General features: G+C 46.3%; 18 protein-coding genes. 8 read left to right on the plus strand and 10 right to left on the minus strand.

Going from position 1 to position 17,509, the window contains the following annotated elements:
- The first annotated feature begins 45 nt into the window (after positions 1 to 45).
- The 8 genes from HY807_10335 (at position 46) to HY807_10370 (ending at position 7,547) form a co-directional block, all read left to right on the plus strand.
- Entirely contained in the window at positions 46 to 1,605 is a 1,560-nt protein-coding gene (locus HY807_10335) for a sensor histidine kinase (GenBank protein ID MBI4826798.1), read from the plus strand.
- Between the two features lie 349 nt (positions 1,606 to 1,954).
- On the plus strand, positions 1,955 to 3,172 hold the full coding sequence (locus tag HY807_10340; GenBank protein ID MBI4826799.1) for a Fic family protein: 1,218 nt from the start codon (positions 1,955 to 1,957) through the stop codon (positions 3,170 to 3,172).
- Between the two features lie 41 nt (positions 3,173 to 3,213).
- Positions 3,214 to 3,420 (plus strand): class I SAM-dependent methyltransferase, encoded by a 207-nt coding sequence (locus HY807_10345; GenBank protein MBI4826800.1) that lies wholly within the window; start codon positions 3,214 to 3,216, stop codon positions 3,418 to 3,420.
- Positions 3,413 to 4,669: an ATP-binding protein gene (locus HY807_10350; protein ID MBI4826801.1), complete on the plus strand. Its 1,257-nt coding sequence runs from the start codon at positions 3,413 to 3,415 to the stop codon at positions 4,667 to 4,669. Before HY807_10345 ends, HY807_10350 begins: the two co-directional genes overlap by 8 nt.
- 35 nt (positions 4,670 to 4,704) lie before the next feature.
- Positions 4,705 to 5,415: a bifunctional demethylmenaquinone methyltransferase/2-methoxy-6-polyprenyl-1,4-benzoquinol methylase UbiE gene (ubiE, locus tag HY807_10355; GenBank protein ID MBI4826802.1), complete on the plus strand. Its 711-nt coding sequence runs from the start codon at positions 4,705 to 4,707 to the stop codon at positions 5,413 to 5,415.
- Positions 5,412 to 5,768: a 3'-phosphoesterase gene (locus tag HY807_10360; protein MBI4826803.1), complete on the plus strand. Its 357-nt coding sequence runs from the start codon at positions 5,412 to 5,414 to the stop codon at positions 5,766 to 5,768. The genes ubiE and HY807_10360 overlap by 4 nt, the downstream gene beginning before the upstream one ends.
- 113 nt (positions 5,769 to 5,881) lie before the next feature.
- Positions 5,882 to 6,520, plus strand: a complete 639-nt coding sequence (gene rsmG / locus HY807_10365) for a 16S rRNA (guanine(527)-N(7))-methyltransferase RsmG (GenBank protein MBI4826804.1) — start codon at positions 5,882 to 5,884, stop codon at positions 6,518 to 6,520.
- 4 nt (positions 6,521 to 6,524) lie between these two features.
- Entirely contained in the window at positions 6,525 to 7,547 is a 1,023-nt protein-coding gene (locus HY807_10370) for a sensor domain-containing diguanylate cyclase (protein MBI4826805.1), read from the plus strand.
- Between the two features lie 11 nt (positions 7,548 to 7,558).
- Here the strand turns inward: HY807_10370 and HY807_10375 are convergent, their stop codons facing one another.
- The 10 genes from HY807_10375 to HY807_10420 form a co-directional block, all read right to left on the minus strand.
- On the minus strand, positions 7,559 to 7,831 hold the full coding sequence (locus HY807_10375; protein MBI4826806.1) for a hypothetical protein: 273 nt from the start codon (positions 7,829 to 7,831) through the stop codon (positions 7,559 to 7,561).
- Between the two features lie 9 nt (positions 7,832 to 7,840).
- Complete coding sequence (locus tag HY807_10380) at positions 7,841 to 9,142, minus strand: UDP-glucose/GDP-mannose dehydrogenase family protein (GenBank protein ID MBI4826807.1); 1,302 nt, start codon at positions 9,140 to 9,142, stop codon at positions 7,841 to 7,843.
- Complete coding sequence (locus tag HY807_10385) at positions 9,139 to 9,894, minus strand: glycosyltransferase family 2 protein (protein ID MBI4826808.1); 756 nt, start codon at positions 9,892 to 9,894, stop codon at positions 9,139 to 9,141. Before HY807_10385 ends, HY807_10380 begins: the two co-directional genes overlap by 4 nt.
- A gap of 119 nt (positions 9,895 to 10,013) precedes the next feature.
- Positions 10,014 to 10,760, minus strand: coding sequence for a DUF3108 domain-containing protein (locus tag HY807_10390; GenBank protein MBI4826809.1), 747 nt, complete (start codon positions 10,758 to 10,760; stop codon positions 10,014 to 10,016).
- Positions 10,757 to 11,761, minus strand: coding sequence for a lipopolysaccharide heptosyltransferase II (waaF, locus tag HY807_10395; GenBank protein ID MBI4826810.1), 1,005 nt, complete (start codon positions 11,759 to 11,761; stop codon positions 10,757 to 10,759). Before waaF (HY807_10395) ends, HY807_10390 begins: the two co-directional genes overlap by 4 nt.
- Positions 11,758 to 13,320, minus strand: coding sequence for a lipopolysaccharide heptosyltransferase II (gene waaF / locus HY807_10400; GenBank protein MBI4826811.1), 1,563 nt, complete (start codon positions 13,318 to 13,320; stop codon positions 11,758 to 11,760). Before waaF (HY807_10400) ends, waaF (HY807_10395) begins: the two co-directional genes overlap by 4 nt.
- Before the next feature lie 45 nt (positions 13,321 to 13,365).
- Complete coding sequence (locus tag HY807_10405; protein MBI4826812.1) at positions 13,366 to 13,713, minus strand: DUF86 domain-containing protein; 348 nt, start codon at positions 13,711 to 13,713, stop codon at positions 13,366 to 13,368.
- A complete protein-coding gene (locus HY807_10410) occupies positions 13,700 to 14,005 on the minus strand; it encodes a nucleotidyltransferase family protein (GenBank protein MBI4826813.1) in 306 nt (101 codons plus the stop codon). The genes HY807_10405 and HY807_10410 overlap by 14 nt, the downstream gene beginning before the upstream one ends.
- A 125-nt stretch (positions 14,006 to 14,130) precedes the next feature.
- Complete coding sequence (locus HY807_10415) at positions 14,131 to 15,069, minus strand: lysophospholipid acyltransferase family protein (protein ID MBI4826814.1); 939 nt, start codon at positions 15,067 to 15,069, stop codon at positions 14,131 to 14,133.
- Complete coding sequence (locus tag HY807_10420) at positions 15,066 to 17,498, minus strand: AAA family ATPase (GenBank protein ID MBI4826815.1); 2,433 nt, start codon at positions 17,496 to 17,498, stop codon at positions 15,066 to 15,068. The genes HY807_10415 and HY807_10420 overlap by 4 nt, the downstream gene beginning before the upstream one ends.
- Positions 17,499 to 17,509: the final 11 nt, after the last annotated feature.

Here is a 17,509-nt window from a genome sequence, read left to right on the forward strand (position 1 = left end):
CAGGCCTTCTGATGTATAATGGGTAGTACGCAGGAAATTAAAAACATGATCCTGGATATTTTCACGACTCTTAAAACAAAATGGGATGCCGCCAGGCCATACGTGGAGATGGCTGACGCAGCTTTTCTCTTTTTGCGGCTTATAATTCTCTGCGGCGGAATCATATGGCTTGTTTTCTCTAATATCCCCCGGGAAGGCCTTGAGGATCTCAGCAATCTTTTTGTCTGTTTTTCCGTTTACTCTATCCTCATTTATCTTTTGCTCTTCTTTTATCCGGAGAAAAAAAGGAACATCCATGTGTTTTTCCTCTTTTTCGACTTTCTCTTCACTTTTCTGCTGGTCAGGCTTACAGGCGGATTTGACAGCCATTTCCTGATAGGGTTTTACCTTATGACAGCCCTTTATTCCTTCTATTACGGCCTTGCGCCCGGCGCTGCCATATCCGCTGTGGCCTCATCGCTTTATCTTGCAAGCGGAGATTTTGACTTCACCACCCACTACTGGGCTGATATCTCCGTCAGTATCGCGTCGCTGTTTCTGGTGGCGATCCCGCTCGGCATGCTGTCCCAGAGGTTAAAGAGAGACAGCTCTGAGATTTCAAACCTGAATGTGAGCCTGAAAAATTATATTGTTGAGCTGCAGAATATCCATGGAAGGCTTGTCCAGGTGGAGAAGATGTCAGAACTGGGAAGAATGGCGGCGGACGTAGCTCATGAGATAAGAAATCCGCTGACATCCATAGGAGGTTTTGCGAGGCGCCTTGAACATGAATTGTCGCATATGACCAATGAAAAGGAGTATGTTCAGAATATCCTGAAAGAAAAAGAGTACGCAAAGATCATCATAGCAGAGGTTAACAGGCTGGAACGGATCTTGAGAGATATACTCACCTTTTCAAAAGACGTTAAATACAGCATGAAGCATCAGGCGATAAGCGGGATCATAAAGGAATCGCTCCATATCTTTGATGAGATGTGCGCGGACAAATCAATAGCCATAGAGGAGAAGATCGACGGATCGCTTCCTGATATTTTAGTGGACAGGGACCAGGCCAGGCAGGCGGTGAATAATCTTATCTCAAACGCAATTGATGCGATGCCCCGGGGAGGCACGTTACAGCTAAAGGCATTTATGTATGAATTGAATTCAGTCAATTATCTGGTGGTGGAGATAGCCGACACAGGCTGCGGCATAACGGAGGATAAATTAAGCATGATCTTTGAGCCGTTTTATTCTTCTAAGGAGATAGGCTCCGGCACAGGCCTCGGCCTTTCCATATGCAAAAAGATCATGGATGAGCACTGCGGATTAATAAGGGTTGAGAGCAAATTAGGCAGGGGCACATCTTTTAAACTGTTCTTCCCTTATCAGAGCAAAGAAGAAGGATCCAAGATAAAATGCTGGGAATTTCTCAAGTGCGGCGTGGAAAAGACAGAGGGCGCGGCGCTCACAAAATGCCCTGCCTACCCTAATTATGGGCGCATATGCTGGGCTGTATCCGGGACATTTTGCGGCGGAAAAGTCTGCGGCGCCATTGCCCAGAAACTGGGCGACTGCAAGAAGTGTGAATTCTATAACAGGATGGTTGTGCTTAAAAATATTTAAGCAGCATATTGCCTGTCTGTCATGCCGGCGCATGTATTTTAAACTCATTTCACACCTTTAACATAACTCCTTCTCGCCCTACGAAAAATCATAACTCCCCTTTACCCCCCCCCTTATCTTAACCAGAGGTAGGTGCCTCAGGCAGAGGGGGAGAGTCGGAGACCGGGGGTGTTTATATAATGGTCTTTGATACCTTTAAAAAAGGCCGGGTTAAGGCTTGTCTATAATCGGCATATATATCGGCAATACTATATACATTATTTCTCTATTGACTTACAATAACTAATTGTTTAATATAAATTTATTAAGGATAATAAACAGGTAATTAAATCGGCAATATGAGATTGATATGTCTTTAGCAATAAACAAAATGACTCCTCTTTATCCTGAAAATGCAGAGGAGCTTCACGACCTCGCCCTGTCTGTAATCCAGAAGTCCGCTGCCCTTGGCAGCCGGCAGCATCCTGTCACGCTCCGTTCGCTGCATGAATTGCTCCGGATAATCAACAGTTATTATTCCAATCTGATCGAGGGACATAACACTCATCCATATGACATTGTCCGCGCGATGCAGAAGAAGTACGATACTGAACCGGCAAAGCGTAATCTACAATTAGAGAGTGTTGCTCATATTACTGTTCAAAGAGAGATGGAAAAAAGATTACAGGATGAGCCTGAGTCCAATATCGCAAGTCAGGAATTTCTTTGTTATATACACCGGGAATTTTATAACCAATTGCCCGGGGAGTTTCTGATCGTGAAGAATCCTGATACAGGCCGCGAAAGCAGGGTTGTGCCTGGCGAGTTTCGCAAAGAAGCGGTAAAAGTCGGACGGCACATTCCGCCGAAAAGTGGTTCTCTTGGTGGCCTACTTGATCGATTCGGAGAATTTTATGCGCCGGAACATCATCATGGCGCGGCAAAGCTCGTTGCAACAGCAGCCGCTCATCATCGATTCATGTGGATACATCCTTTCCTCGACGGCAACGGCCGGGTGGCTCGTCTATTTACAGAGGCATATTTTCATCGGATTCCAGTTCTCGGCTACGGTCTCTGGTCAGTGAGCCGCGGGCTTGCCCGCCGGAACGCTGACTATAAGGCTGCGCTCACATGGGCGGATGCTCCACGGCGCAATGACCTCGACGGCAGAGGGAATTTGTCGAATGAAGGGCTGATACACTTCTGCCGATTTTTTCTGGAAGTCTGCCTTGACCAGGTGGAATATATGAGCGGCCTGTTGAAGCTCGAAGAACTCATTCAGCGGATAAGGCACTATGTTGACCTTAGAAACAGGGGCATGGTCCCCGGGCCATCTGGCGAAAAACAGCCTCTCCGGCCAGAGGCATCCGGAATGCTTCAGGAGGTACTGATACACGGCGTCTCGACGCGGGGTGATGTCATTCAGGCTTCAGGGTTGAAGGAACGCACAGGACGAAGCCTGCTGGGGATGCTTCTTGAGGAGGGGTTGCTGGTTTCAGATACGCCGAAGGGAGAGATCAGGTTGGGATTGCCTATTCATGCGGCAGGATGGTTTTTCCCGGAGTTGTATCCGGTGTTGACGAGATAGGCGGCAATTTAAGAGGGAGTCGGGGTGTTAATATAACTAAAATGGACAGTTCAGAAAAAGACCCTGTAAAGACACAGACGATGTTCACGACTATTGCGCACCGCTATGACTTTCTGAATATGGTGCTGAGCCTCGGCATAGACAGGAGCTGGAGGAGGTTTGCTATCAGTCAGCTTCACAGGTCAACATTGCCAATAGTGATAATATTGATTAATAAACATTGCCAATGTAAAATAAGTCATGGCTAACATATCCCTTATTGAAGAGGTAGTGAACGACCAGCTTGCGTATTTCAGCAAGAAAGATTCAGGGATCCCCCGCCATGTTGACTTTGACAGCTACCTCAAAACTAAACAGATTACGGTCATATCCGGCATCAGGAGAAGCGGGAAATCAACCCTGCTGTCTCAGTTTGCCGGGAGAGTCAAGGAATATTATTATGTAAATTTCGACGACGAACGGTTCATTAACTTTTCAGTTGAAGACTTTCGCAACCTGATGGTCGTTTTTCAGAAACTGTATACTGCTAATACCATATTTATAGACGAGGTGCAGAATATAGCGGGATGGGAACGGTTTGTGAGAAGGCTCCATGACGAAGGGTATAAAATATTTCTTACGGGTTCCAACGCCAGGCTCCTTAGCTCCGAGCTTGCCACACACCTTACCGGGAGATATGCGAAGATAGAATTGTATCCTTTTTCCTTTTTGGAATTTCTCGATTTTCACGGTGTTCAATATAGCGTTGTATCATCCGGGGGAAGGGCGGCTATATTGCGGCATTTTGATGAATATTTGAAAAAGGGCGGGCTGCCTGAGTTTGTACGGTACAATGACCCTGAATCCCTGAAAAGGGTTTATGACGACATACTATACAGAGATATTCTTGTGCGCTTCAAGATCAGGGAAGTCAAAGCCTTTAAGAATCTGTCATCATTTATTTTTTCGAATTTCACAAAGGAAATGAGTTACAACTCCCTGAAAAACGGGCTTGGATTCAAGAGTGTCACCTCGGTAACGAATTACATAGAATTCATGCAGGAGGCATATCTTGTCTTTGAGCTGCCGAGATATGACTACTCCCTGAAAAAACAGGTTTCCACGGGAAAGAAGATGTATGTCATAGACAACGGGCTCAGAAACGCGGTCTCTTTTTATTTTTCGGAAGACAGCGGCAGGCTTCTTGAAAACTTAGTCTATATCGAACTTAAGCGCCGGGGACAGGAGATATTCTATTTCAGGGGCAAAAACGAATGTGATTTTCTTTTAAGAACGGGATCAAAGATAACCGAGGCAATTCAGGTGAGCAGGGAGCTTCGCAGAGGGGTGAATGAGGAAAGAGAGATCAAGGGTGTGCTGGAGGCGGCGCTCACATGTAAACTGAAGACCGGCACAATAATAACACTCCATCAGGAAGATGAAATAAAGAAAGATGGTGTTACGATAAGACTGGTGCCGGTCTGGAAATGGTTGATTGAGGGAAGAGCGCCCCGTTGAAGTTAAAACGGTTGGGGTGTTACTCATATAACAAAATGGACAGTTCAGAAAAAGACCCTGTAAAGATACAGACGATGTTCACGACTATAGCGCACCGCTATGACTTTCTGAATATGGTGCTGAGCCTCGGCATAGACAGGAGCTGGAGGAGGTTTGCGATAGATCAACTTCCGGGATCCGCAAATGCCCGTTATCTTGATGTCGCAACAGGCACTGGCGATGTGGCGCTTGAGATAGTCAGAAGGATTCCCGGTTCAAAGGTGGCAGGAGTTGATTTCAGCGAGGGCATGCTGGAGATCGGTAAGGCGAAGGTCAGCAATGCCGGACTTGGCGAGAGGATAGATATGCGTTTCGGAGATGCGGCCGCTCTGCCGTTTGAAGATAACACTTTTGACGGTTCGATAATCGCCTTCGGCATCAGGAATGTGCAGGATTATAAAAAGGGCATCAGCGAGATGGGCAGGGTTGTGAAGAAGGGCGGCAGGGTCGTGATACTGGAGTTCACAACTGTGCAGAACCGCATCATCAAGCCGTTCTATCGTTTTTATATCTCAAGAGTCCTCCCATTTATCGGAGGTGTTATCTCAGGCAAGATGGGAGCGTACAAATATCTGCCCCAATCCATGCTCGCATTCCCGTCGCCTGACGATCTTAAAAAGACTATGGAGGAGACAGGGCTTGCGGATGTCAGATATTACAAATTAACACTCGGCATCGCAGCCGTGCATATCGGGACGGTAAGATGAGCCGTTTTGTTGTTCAGGAACATCACGCATCACATCTGCACTGGGACTTCAGGCTTGAAAAAGACGGCGTCTTAAAGAGCTGGGCTGTGCCTAAAGGCGTGCCTGAGAGGAAGGGAATTAAACGCCTTGCTATTCAGGTGGAAGACCACCAACTCAGCTATATTGATTTTGAGGGCACGATCCCTGAAGGCGAGTACGGGGCAGGAACGGTAAAGGTATGGGACAAAGGTGTATATGGGCTTGAATCTGAAACTGACAAGAGGCTTGTCTTTGAACTGAAGGGCAAACGTGTTAATGGCGCTTACAGCCTTGTACATCTGAAAGATAAGCAGTGGCTGTTTATAAAACTCTGATGACATGCTTCCCACTTTAGCAAAGGGGGATTGAGGGGGATTTTAAAGATTATGTTTTACTTAATTATTCGTAAAATCTCCCCTTGCCCCTCTTTGCCTAAGAGGGGGATATAATGAATGCAGAAGAACTTCTATTAAAGGGAATTGATGAGCTTGGGCTCTCCTGCTCAAAAAAACAGGCAGATGACCTTCTGACACTGCTTTCAGAACTTAAGAAGTGGAACAAGGCGTATAACCTCACCTCATTAAAGACTTATGAAGATATAATCATCAAGCATTTCCTGGACTCGCTTCTGTATCTGAAGGTTTTTCCTGACAATGTGCTGAAGGCGGCTGATATCGGGACAGGCGCAGGCTTTCCCGGTATTCCCATAAAGATCATCAGGCCTGACATTGAGATGACGCTTGTAGAGCCTTCAAGAAAGAAGGCTGCGTTTCTCAGGAATATCGTAAGGGTGCTTGGGCTTAACGGTGTAACTGTCCTGCAAATGAGGGCTGAAGAGATGGGTGGGGATTTTCATAATTATTTTGATGTTATTGTCTCAAGGGCGACATTTAGTATAATGGATTATATAAATGCAGCCTCTCCTTATATCAGGCCGGGCGGTGTTATGATCGTGAGCAAGGGGCCGAATTATTCAGAAGAGCTTAAGGAGCATCCGGAATCCGGAAAGTTTATTAAAGATGTAAAAGAGTTTCTCCTCCCGCACGGAGGGGGCATCAGGAACCTGATCCTGATGAATTGCAAATAATATAATGCCTGAAGATAAAGATAACAAGATAAATCAGCTTGACACCCTCATCGAGATGGCTGCGCTCATCAACTCCACCCTTGACCCCGTCTCTATCAGGAAGAAGGCGATAGAGGCGGCCACCAAGCTGCTTAATGCAGAGGCCGGCAGCCTGCTTCTTTTAGACACTGAGACAGGAGAGCTCTTCTTTGAAGTCGCATTGGGCGAGAAGGGGGACAGGGTAAAATCGATAAGGCTTGCAAAAGGGCTCGGGGTCGCGGGCTGGGTGGCGGAGAATGAAGAGCCTGTTATCATAAATGACCTTTCTGCTGACCCGAGATTTTACAAGGGCGCTGATGAGAGCAGCGGCTTTATCACAAGGAATATGGTTTGCGTGCCTGTCCGTTCCAAAGAAAGGATCATAGGCGTGCTACAGGCGATCAACAAGAAGGAAGGGGTCTTTCTTGCCGATGATATGTCAATGCTCTACGCGCTTGCGAATCAGGTCGCTGTGGCGATAGAGAATGCCTTCCTTTACAGGGATTCCATAACCGACGGGCTTACAGGCCTGTACCACCACAAGTTCTTTGAGCTCAGGATGAATGAGGAAGTGGACCGCGCAAAGAGGTACAGGCACAATATGGTGCTTATTATGATAGATATTGATTTCTTCAAGAAGGTCAATGACACATACGGGCACCTTGCCGGTGACAGCGTGCTTCAGGGAGTAGCCGCGCTTCTGAAGAAAGGCACCAGGATGAGCGATATTGTTGCGCGTTACGGAGGTGAAGAGTTTGCCGCGATATTGCCTTATGTGTCTTACGAGAACGCGCTTGAGGTTGCCGAAAGGCTTCGAAGCGCGGTTGAGAAGCATGATTTCAACGGCATAAAGGTCACCATAAGCCTCGGCCTCGGTTATCTGGAATGGAAGCACCAGGATATTGAATACAGGGAGCTTATAGATTTTGCAGACAGGGCATTATATAAGGCAAAGAAGAATGGAAGAAACCGGATAGAGATAATTCTTGCAAAAAAAGAGGCTGATTGAGGATATGACAATTATCCTGTTTCAGGCCGATCGGCCGTTTCTTCTTTCCTTGTTTCCTTAAACATCTTGTTCAGGACCGTTTCAATCTGCTTATGGGTCATCCGGCCATCTTCAAAAAATATCCTGCCTATAACCCTGTGAGGCCGGGCTGAGAGGTCGTCTTCTATCTGTTTCGCGAGAGCCTCTTTTAACTGGTCCGGCGTTACAAATCCCATATCCACAGCTATCATGCCGAATCTCGGGCAGTACTTTTTTGAAATTTCCTTGTCTATGTCTTCGTTCATTCCGGTATTTTATATTCTGCCTATAGAGAAGTATTTGAAACCTGCTTTTCTGGCATTATCAGGTTCGTAAATATTCCTGAGGTCAAAGAAGAAGCTGCCTTTTGCCAGCTTCTTTATCTTGCTTAGGTCAAGATTTCTGAACTCGTTCCATTCCGTGACGATTACAACAGCGTCTGAACCCTTGACCGCGTTGTATGCGTCTTTACAATAAGTTATGTCAGGGAGAATATCTTTTGCGTCATTCATTGCAACAGGGTCGAAGGCCCTTATCTTTGCACCGGCCTTGATGAGTTTTTCAATGATGAATATCGCCGGCGCTTCTCTTATATCATTTGTATTCGGCTTGAAAGATAGCCCTAAAATGCATACTGTCTTGTTCTTCAAACTGCCCATAGCGGCCTTGATCTTTTTTACAGACCGCTCCTTCTGCTCTTCATTGGCATTTACAACAGACTTTATTATGCCGAGTTCAACATCATATTGTTTTGCTATCTGGAGGATGGCAAGCGTGTCCTTGGGAAAACAGGAGCCGCCGTATCCCGGGCCTGCATGAAGGAATTTCGGGCCTATACGCCTGTCAAGCCCCATCGCCTTTGCAACCGTCTGCACATTGGCTCCGACTGCTTCGCACAGTTTGCTCAGGTCGTTAATGAATGATATTTTGGTTGCGAGAAAGGCGTTTGAGGCGTACTTGATCAGCTCGGCTGTCTTGACCTCGGTCATGACTATCGGCACTTCGATGAGGTTCAGGGGTTTATAGAGGTCTTTCATTATCGCGGCCGCGCGATCGCTTGATGTGCCTATGACAACCCTGTTCGGCCTCATAAAGTCTTCTATGCCCGCCCCCTCCCTGAGGAATTCCGGGTTTGAGGCGATGTCAAAGTCTACGCTCTCTTTCAAGTGTTTCGAGATGATCTTATGGATCTTTTCTCCGGTGCCCACGGGAACGGTGCTTTTAGTGACGATCACCTTGTAGCTGTTGATGTGGTTTGATATCTCTCTTGCCACACCTTCCACATGACGCATATCTGCCGAGCCGTCGCCGCGCGGAGGCGTTCCTACCGCGATAAAAATTACCAGTGAGGACTCTACGGTTTTTGCTATAGATGAAGTAAAGCTGATGCGTTTTGCCTTTATGTTGTTGTGAAGCAGCTCTTCAAGGCCCGGTTCATAAAAGGGAACCTTTCCTTTCTTTAATTTGCTTATCTTTTTTTCGTCATTGTCAACGCAGGTAACATTAAACCCGAACTCTGCAAAACATGCCCCGGTTATTAACCCGACGTATCCTGTGCCTATAATGGCGATATTCATATCTTCCCCTCGGCCTCTTTAATTATCTTCCTGAATTTGGAATATTTTTTAAAAGTATAAACTGAATATAAACAGGCTAATATTATGCCATAAAGGCCGTCGAGCATTCCCAGCCGTAGAAAATACATCCTGATAAAAGTCGCCGGCGGCCTGAAGACAAGATCAAATAGAGAGGCTTTCCGCCTTTGTTTATAAAGCTCTTTTGCGGCAAGGCCGGAATACTTCTCCATCCTCTTCATGAAATCATCCACACCGCTGTAAGTGTAGTGTATTATGGGGTTCTCAAGGCGGGCTGTCTTTCCGCTGACCTTTATCGCCTCATGCACCTCTCTATCCTCGAACGCGCCTTTCTCACGTTTAAATAACCTCAATGTATAATCAGGCCACCATCCGCCGTGGCGTATCCATTTATTTGAAAAGAAGTTTTTGCGCGCGATGTAATATCCGTCTGCCGGAGCAGTGCCTGTCATCGTTCTCACTATCTCTGACTTAAGATCTTCTGATACGCGCTCATCAGCATCAAGGACAAGGATCCATGGATGCGTGGTCAGGCTGACGGCGGTGTTCTTCTGGGCTGAAAAACCCGCCCACTTTACACTATAAACCTTGTCGGTGTACTCTCTGCATATCTCCTGAGTCCTATCCGTGCTGAAAGAATCAACGACCACGATCTCATCAGCCCACTCCACGCTTTCAAGCGCGTCCCGGATATTCTCTTCTTCGTTATATGTGATTATGGCAACTGAAAGCATGAGTTATTTTATAAAATAATTCCTCGATTATTTTTGTCATTCCCGCTTGTCGGGAATCTTTTTTGATGCGGATTCCGGACGAGCCGGAATGACATCAAAAAACTATGATTAATTTATTGTTAATACGCACCTTCTGAAAGCTTTACTTTGAAATTCCCTGCCTTCGTCTGGATCTCTATCATCACAGGTATCCTTTTCTCGTCATCTGAAAGCCAGATATATACATCTCCTTTTTTAAGGAACAATCCCTCTGATCTAAACATTGGCTTTATCAGTATTGTATCAAACTCTCCGGCAGGCACGCGTATCTTCTCTTTCTTTATAACCTGCACCTCGGTCTTCCAGGTTTTTTTGTCTTCGAATATATCCAGGTATTCCGGCACCCCGACCTTCAAAGGCCGCTTTCTTAATTCGTAAAGCGCTGATAATGCGTCATACGCCTTGCCTTCCAGTTCGAACTCAACGGTCTCTTTGTCAAGGATATTTCTGTAAACAACCTTCTGTTTTCCGTCTTCGACAGGGACTTCAAAAGCGGTTGCCTTCTCCCTCCTGTGCCGTCCCTCCCGGATACTTATCGTGTAGCTTTTTGGAAATCCGTCACTGTAAAGGGTGCTCTGCGCGATATCATCGACCTTGTAGAATAATGATACAAATGAGGTGGATGTTTCATGTGACGTTATCCTGACCCCTTCTTCTGTATTTGCAAAATCCATAGTCGCCTTGCCCGCCTTGATCCCTGACCAATAGATATGGTAAACAAAATTTTCAGGCAGCCTTTGTCCTGCTTCAGAGGGCGGTGAATAGAAAAACAGGCAGGAGATGAAAATCAGACAAATCATGCTGAACCTTCCGGCAGTTATTTTCATAAGTATCTCCTTAATGCGTTATAGGCGGTTTCTACAGTTATCCCTTTCATGCAGACGAGGTCTTTGCATCTCCTTTTAAAACACGGGCTGCACTTTGCCGACGCCCTGAGCACATTAAGGTCTTTATTGTTCTGCCATCCGTACGGCCCGGTCTTTTCATAGTCCGTGGGGCCGAAGAAAGCGATGACCGGTTTATTCAAAGCGGCTGCGATATGCATCGGGCCTGAATCATTGCTCACAACGGCCCTGGCTCCGTCTATAAGCGCGATGAGTTCCTTCAGGTCTGTTTTGCCGCAGAGATCGATGATCTTTCCGGGAGATTCATCTTTTATCTCCTGAACTATCGCCATGTCTGAAAGGCTGCCGGTAATAACGACCGGCATATTTATTTTAGATATGAGAGAGGCAAAGTATTCAGGAGGCCATCGCTTGCTCATCCACCTTGCAGACGGGGCTATCAATACATATTCACTGCTGTCTTTCAATAGTTCCGTTATCTTGTCACGGGCTGAGCTGTTAACATAGAGCGGGAAGTCAATCTTCTTTACTGACGCGCCTATAGCCTTTGCAATGAGCAGATTTTTATCTACGGCGTGCACGGCGTTTTGTGCTGAAACCTTTTTGCCATAAAACAGGCTACTGCCTTCGCGGCCGTCGGCAAAGCCTATCTTTAAAGCCCCGGGCGTGAAATGCGTTATAAGGCCGCTCCTCAGCAGTCCCTGAAGGTCTGCTATGATCTCATAATATTTAGTGTTCAGTATTCTTTTAAACTTCCTGATCTCAATTATGGTTTTTGGAAGATTTTTTAAAGCCTTCATGGAGTCCTTGTCAAAGACTATCAGTTCGTTGATCAGAGGATTCCCCTCAAGCAGGCCCTTAAGATTTTTGCTCACCACCCAGTCGACTTGTGATTCAGGATAGGTGTCTTTCACAGCCTTTAAAAAGGGGAGGGCGTGAATAATGTCTCCCAAAGAGCTGGGCTTTATGATAAGTATCTTCATAACTTTCTCTTCTCTTCTTCCAATATCCAGTCAGCCGCTTGATTTATATCTGCGGCAACATAAGAAGCGATTGTGATTTCAGGAGCTTCTTTTGCTAATAAAATTCCTGTCACGCCTGTCTTTTTCCCGAGCAGAACATCCAGTTCTTTATCACCTATCATATATGATTTTTTCAGATTGATATTATGCTTCTGCCTCGCATTAAGCAGCATTAAAGGCTCGGGCTTTCTGCAATCGCACTTTTCATCAGGGTGATGAGGGCAATAGAAAAAGTCATCTATCCCAAGCTCTTTCTGAAGAAAGGCGTTGGATTCCATTAAAAAATTCTCATCCACAATTCCCCTTGCAATGCCTGACTGGTTTGTTATGCCGATAAGTTTGAAGCCGGCATCTTTCAGCCTCTTAATCCCCTCTCTTATATTCGGCAGTATGACAAGATCATCAAAGCTGTTGAGATAGTTTTTATCTTCTATAAGAGTGCCGTCCTTGTCCAGAAAGACCGCTCTTTCTTTCGGCAATATTTCTATGAGAGCGCTGAATACCTCATCGCCTGTTATCCCGGTCATGCACTTAAGATGTCCCTCAGGGCACTCTCTCTCAAGACATGGAGCGCATGGCAAATTACTTGTGATGATCTTATGCCCCTCTCCAAACGGGCCTGTTGCAGTAGAGTCGGTCGAGCCGAATATGGCGACGGTCGGCACAAGGAGAGCGGATGCCATATGCATAGGGCCGGAATCATTTGTTATGAATGCGTCGCACTCTGAGATAAGTGAAGCAAGCTGCCTGATATCTGTCTTGCCTGCCATTATCATGATATCTTTTGAATGGCCAGGGCAGAGACCAGCTATCTCATTGGCTATCTCTGTTTCAGAAGGGCCGCCGAATATTATCACCCTTCCGTTAAGTTCATCAACTATCCTTTTTATCACCTCTGCAAAGCTCTCAGGCATCCATCTTTTTGCAGAGCCGTAAGCAGCTCCGGGATTGATACCGATGATAGGAGAGTTCTGTATCTGAAGCGGCGAGCTGTTTATAAGTGACCTTGCCCATTCCCTTTCTTTGTCAGTCAGATATATATACGGATGAGTGAACCGGGCATCGATCCCGGCTTGATTCAGCAGGCCGAGGTAGTAATTTATCTGATGTTTCTTCAGGCTCTCTTTCTCAACCGGAATTGATTTAGTGAGCAGAAAACCTCTTGCGTCTCTTGCGTATCCGATACGTTCCGGTATCCCGGCAAGCCATGTTATAAGAGCCGCGTCAAAGGCGTTCTGAAGAAGTATCACCTTATCAAATCCCTTCTGCCTTAACTCTTTTGCAAGCCTGAATTTACCGGCAAGAGAGTCATATTCTTTTTCGTAAAGAATGATCTCATCTATGTCGCGGTTCTCTTTGAAAATATCCGCAACCCACGGTTTGACAAGCAGGCTTATATGAGCGTCAGGGAACTCATGCCGCACCGCGCTTATTGCAGGTATCGTAAGCACGGCATCACCGATCCAGTTGACCCCGCGGATAAGGATTCGTTTAATGTTTTCTGTAGGTTTGTTTGTCATTATGAAGGATATCAGAATTAACTAAGAATTCATTGAACATGGCTTTTATGCCTTATTGTTCTTTGGTGCTATTTTTTCAAGCTCTGATATTAAAGGCGGGATATCTTCGTTAATTGTTTTCCAGAGGATGTCGAGATTGATTTCAAAATACGCGTGGATCAGCCGGTTTCTCATGCCGATGATCTTATTCCAGGGGATCTGCGGCAATTCTCCCCTGCGTTCTACTGTTACATTTACGGCTGCTTCTCCAATAATCTCAATATCCTTCACAACGGCAAGAATCATCTGCCGGTTGGTATTAAGTGATTCTTTCGTTTGATCTTTTATAAATGAAATAGCTTCCTGTGCCGCCTCCAGCATATGCAGCAGACGCACGGAATCATCTTTTCGCATATTGAACCTTTGCGGAATCGACAACCTCTTGCCTGAAATAACGGCTTAATTCCTGCGGCGTTCTCAAGTCAACTTTGCGTCCGAGTATTTCTGAAAGCTCGATTTCTATTCCTGCCAGAGTGATAAAACCGGGGATGTGGTCAGGGTCGAATTCAACGAGAAAATCAATATCGCTGTCCGGGCCAAAATCGCCGTGGAGAATAGAACCAAAAAGCGACAATTTAGAGATATGATTTTTTTTGCAAAACTCCGCTATTTTTTCTTTCGGCAGATCAATATGCGCCTTTCCCATTATTCCACTACCTGATATTCCATTTGTTTTTATTGTATATCAACCTATCTGTTTTTTTCTAATCGGCTTCTTCGTTTTCCCACTCCATACTGTCACAAAATCTAACCCCGCGGATAAGGATTCGTTTAATATCTTCTTCCATGACTCAATTTGAACCGTCTGTGTATCCACAGCCATTCAGACGGATTTTCTTTGATATAGGCTTCAATGATTTTAGTAAATATCTGCGTATTGAATATTACATCATCTTCCTTGTTCTCTGTTATCCTGAGCGGTATCTCTCTATAGCATTTTATCCGGTGTCTTCCATTGCCGAGGTAATTGATAAATATCGGCATGACCGCTGCGCCTGTCTTCATGGCTAATAAGGCCGGGGTCTTCATGGCATGTACCTTTTCGCCGAAGAACTCTACAACAACAGCCTCGTTCTCTACAACGCTCTGGTCCATAAGAAGGCCGACAGAGCCGCCTTTTTTTAGGATAGCAAGTATCTCTTTCAGAGCGCCTTTTTTATTAATGACTTTATTGCCGTGTCTTGTTCTCAAGTGCTCAATGCATCTGTTCAGGTAGGGGTTATTGAGCGGCCTCGCAACTGCGGCGGAAGGCAGGGATTTCCATGCCTTTGCAAAAGAGGTGAGTTCCCAGTTGCCGCAATGGCCGGTAATGAGAATGACACCGCGTCCTTTTGCCATGGCCTCTTCATAAACTTCAATGCCCTCAAAGACGATGTCTTTCAGTATCGCTCTTCTTCCGAGCATGAGCATTGAGACCTCAGCTATCGACCTTCCGAGATTGATGAAGTGCTGCTTAACAATCTGTTGCGGAGGTTCTGTGATATTAAGGCCTCCGCTTACGGCTATCTCAATATTTTTCAGCGCGATCCTTCTCTTGTCTTTGAAGATGAGGAAGAGGCCGGAGCCTAAAAATTCTCCAAGCCGGGTTGATATCCTCCTCGGCAGCATTCCGAGGAGGAAGAGCGGAGCAAGTATTAAAAAAGTTTCAAGGAGCCAGATAAGGTGTTTGAACGCATTAGGCTTTTCAACTGCCGAACGCTCAGGCCTCATTTTGTGTCGGCAGTCTTTTTAGAGCTTTTTTTAGGCGCTTTCTTCTCAGGCTTGTCTTTCGATGCCTTTGAGAGTTCAAGGAGTTTTTCAGCCACAAGGAAGTTGACAGTTCCTTTGGGATATTTTCCGTCGGGCATTATCTCCCCGGCCGGCATCCCCATGAGTATCTCTATGCCGTCTTCAATATTGTCTATCGAGTAGATGTTGAACTTGCCGTCCATTACAGCCTGGAAGACCTCGTTCCTGACCATGAGGTTGATAAGGTTGCGCCTCGGGATGATAACACCCTGCTTTCCGGTAAGGCCGCTGACCTTGCAGAACTCAAAGAAGCCCTCAATCTTTTCATTGACTCCGCCGATGGGCTGGACCTCGCCGTGCTGGTTCATGGAGCCTGTTATTGCGATGGACTGGTTTATCGGAATGCCGGATATGCTGCTTAGGAGAGCATAGACCTCAGCGCACGTGGCGCTGTCTCCTTCTATGCCGCCGTAAAGCTGCTCGAAAGTAAGTGAGGCGGTCAGGCTGAGAGGGCGTTTGGTTGCGTATTTCCCGCCGAGATAAGCGGTCAGTATGAGGATCGCCTTTTCGTGTATCTTCCCGCTCATCTTTGTCTCACGCTCTATGTTTACGATGCCTGCTTTTCCCGCGTATGTCTTGGCCGTTATTCTCGAAGGCATGCCGAAGCTGTAATCGCCGAGGTCTAAGACCGCAAGCCCGTTGATCTGGCCGACGACCGAACCTTCCATATCGACAAGGATAGTGCCGTCCTTGATCGCCTCAAGTATCTTTCTCTGAACCTTGTCCGACCTGTAGATCCTCTCGTCAAGCGCCTTCTCAACATCTTCATATGTCACATGGCCGTTATTTCTCTTTTTGGCCCAGTAGGCTGCTTCTCTCAATATATCCGCTATCTCCGAGAATTTGGCAGAGAGCTTGTTCTTGTGTTCGGCAAGCCGTGAGCCGTGTTCAATGACCTTTGCGATAGCGCTCTGGTCAAAAGGATGCAGGTCTCTCTCCAGGCATTTTGTCTTTATGAAACTTGCGTACTTGAGGATGTTCTCTTTATTCCTCTCCATGCGGTTTTCATAATCTGCCTTTATCTTGAAGAGCTCCCGGTATTCTTCATCAAGGTTATAAAGCAGATAGTATATCCTGGGATTGCCCACCAGAATTACCTTGACGTCAAAGGGAACAGCCTGCGGCTTAAGCGTGACGGTCGAAACCTGGCGGTATTGTTCCCAGATGTCTTCAATTTTTATCTCTCTGTCCTTTATGGTCCTCTTCAGCGCGTCATAGGAAAAAATATTTTTCAGCAGGTCAAGGGCGTCAGTGACGAGATAGCCGCCGTTTGCCTTATGGAGCGCGCCCGGTTTGATCATTGTAAAATCAGTTACGGCAACGCCGTATTGAAGTTTATGCTCCACCCGTCCGAATAAATTCAGATATGTGGGATTTGTCTCTATGACTATCGGGGCGCCTTTGAGTTCGAGGTTATTGACAAGGACGTTGACCTGATATTTCATGAATGACGGCTCTGTCTTCGGCGGCTTCATGAAGCTGAATGCCTGCGGCTGCTCCTCCTGCGTTTTAAAATCCTCGTGATGTTCAAGTATGTCTTCCTGCACATCCTCAAGATAGCTTAATATCTTGCCATTCTCTTTGTAGGCTTCCTTCAGTTCGTCTATGCGATGGCCTACAGAGGAGAATACGGCCTGGCGTTCCAGGGCGGCTATCTTCTTCTTTACCTCGTTCTCTTCCGCCCTCACGAGCCTTATAACATCATCAAGCTTGTCCTGAAGTTCTTTTCCGATCTTGGCTATCTTCTTCTTTGCTTCTGCCTCGAGTTTCTCATACTCATCCTCTGTCAGGGCTTCTCCAGTCTTCTTGGTGGGCAGCAGGGCAAGGCCGCTTACGTTCTTCTGCAGGCTGAAGTCTTTCTTCTCAGCTTCCTTTTCCAACTCCGAGAAGAGTTCCTTCTGTTTTTCCTGAAATTCATGCAGGATGTTTGTCCTTTGCTTCTCATACTCTTTGGATTCGAATATCTTTGGTATCTCCTGCTGGAGGTCATTGATAAGTTCATCCATCCTCTTTTTGAAGGCGATGCCGGTCCCTGCCGGCAGATTCAGGATATTCGGAACATCGGGATTCTTGAAGTTGTATACGTAGCACCAGTCATCAGGAGTGGGCTCATCTTTTGCTTTTTCTTCCAGTATCTTCCTGATGGTGGTCATCTTTCCCGTGCCGCTCTCGCCGAGTATGTATATGTTGAATCCATGGCTGTTTATATCAAGGCCGAACTCCAGGGCGCTGAGGGCCCTCTCCTGGCCTATAGTCCCTTCCAGGGGCTTTACATCATCGGTTGTTTTGAAGGGCAGATCGGAAAGGTCGCAGCAGTTGCAGAGTTCTTCTCTTGTGACTTTTTTCAGCATAGATATCCTCC

This window comes from Nitrospirota bacterium (assembly GCA_016207885.1).
In the GTDB taxonomy this organism is placed as follows: Bacteria; Nitrospirota; Thermodesulfovibrionia; order UBA6902; family UBA6902; genus JACQZG01.

Coding starts and splice junctions, on each gene's coding strand:
- HY807_10405 (MBI4826812.1), bottom strand. CDS start 13,713: ATGCGAAAAGATGATTCCGTGCGTCTGCTGCATATGCTGGAGGCGGCA.
- waaF (MBI4826811.1), bottom strand. CDS start 13,320: ATGACAAACAAACCTACAGAAAACATTAAACGAATCCTTATCCGCGGG.
- HY807_10340 (MBI4826799.1), top strand. CDS start 1,955: ATGTCTTTAGCAATAAACAAAATGACTCCTCTTTATCCTGAAAATGCA.
- HY807_10410 (MBI4826813.1), bottom strand. CDS start 14,005: ATGGGAAAGGCGCATATTGATCTGCCGAAAGAAAAAATAGCGGAGTTT.
- HY807_10335 (MBI4826798.1), top strand. CDS start 46: ATGATCCTGGATATTTTCACGACTCTTAAAACAAAATGGGATGCCGCC.
- HY807_10390 (MBI4826809.1), bottom strand. CDS start 10,760: ATGAAAATAACTGCCGGAAGGTTCAGCATGATTTGTCTGATTTTCATC.
- HY807_10345 (MBI4826800.1), top strand. CDS start 3,214: ATGGACAGTTCAGAAAAAGACCCTGTAAAGACACAGACGATGTTCACG.
- HY807_10370 (MBI4826805.1), top strand. CDS start 6,525: ATGCCTGAAGATAAAGATAACAAGATAAATCAGCTTGACACCCTCATC.
- HY807_10380 (MBI4826807.1), bottom strand. CDS start 9,142: ATGAATATCGCCATTATAGGCACAGGATACGTCGGGTTAATAACCGGG.
- ubiE (MBI4826802.1), top strand. CDS start 4,705: ATGGACAGTTCAGAAAAAGACCCTGTAAAGATACAGACGATGTTCACG.
- HY807_10415 (MBI4826814.1), bottom strand. CDS start 15,069: ATGAGGCCTGAGCGTTCGGCAGTTGAAAAGCCTAATGCGTTCAAACAC.
- waaF (MBI4826810.1), bottom strand. CDS start 11,761: ATGAAGATACTTATCATAAAGCCCAGCTCTTTGGGAGACATTATTCAC.
- HY807_10385 (MBI4826808.1), bottom strand. CDS start 9,894: ATGCTTTCAGTTGCCATAATCACATATAACGAAGAAGAGAATATCCGG.
- HY807_10360 (MBI4826803.1), top strand. CDS start 5,412: ATGAGCCGTTTTGTTGTTCAGGAACATCACGCATCACATCTGCACTGG.
- HY807_10350 (MBI4826801.1), top strand. CDS start 3,413: ATGGCTAACATATCCCTTATTGAAGAGGTAGTGAACGACCAGCTTGCG.
- HY807_10375 (MBI4826806.1), bottom strand. CDS start 7,831: ATGAACGAAGACATAGACAAGGAAATTTCAAAAAAGTACTGCCCGAGA.
- rsmG (MBI4826804.1), top strand. CDS start 5,882: ATGAATGCAGAAGAACTTCTATTAAAGGGAATTGATGAGCTTGGGCTC.
- HY807_10420 (MBI4826815.1), bottom strand. CDS start 17,498: ATGCTGAAAAAAGTCACAAGAGAAGAACTCTGCAACTGCTGCGACCTT.